1 protein-coding gene is annotated in these 260 nt (G+C 72.3%); it reads left to right on the top strand.

Annotated features, from left to right (window positions below):
- Positions 1-260: sugar phosphate nucleotidyltransferase (locus tag IFT60_RS26265; protein WP_267874659.1), on the top strand; the 260-nt coding region annotated here is incomplete at both ends.

The raw sequence follows: 260 nt of genomic DNA, 5'->3' as shown, positions 1-260 counted from the left end.
CCGGCGGTGGCCGCGGCGGCGCACTACCTGAAGGCGATCGATCCCGAGGCGGTCATGCTGGTGCTGCCGGCCGACCACGTGATCGAAAACACGGGCGCCTTCAAGGAAGCCGTCGCCCGCGCCGCCGGCCTGGTGGCAGGCGGCGGCCTGGCCACCTTCGGCATCGTGCCGCAGGCGCCGGAAACCGGTTACGGCTACATCCGCCGCGGCGCGGCGCTGCCCGGCTGCGATGATTGCTACCAGGTGGAGCGCTTCGTCGA

It is taken from the genome of Massilia sp. CFBP 13721 (assembly GCF_014842025.1).
Classification (GTDB): Bacteria; Pseudomonadota; Gammaproteobacteria; order Burkholderiales; family Burkholderiaceae_D; genus Telluria.
The sequence above is the reverse complement of the archived record's forward strand: the minus strand, read 5'-3'. Positions and strand labels throughout refer to the sequence as shown.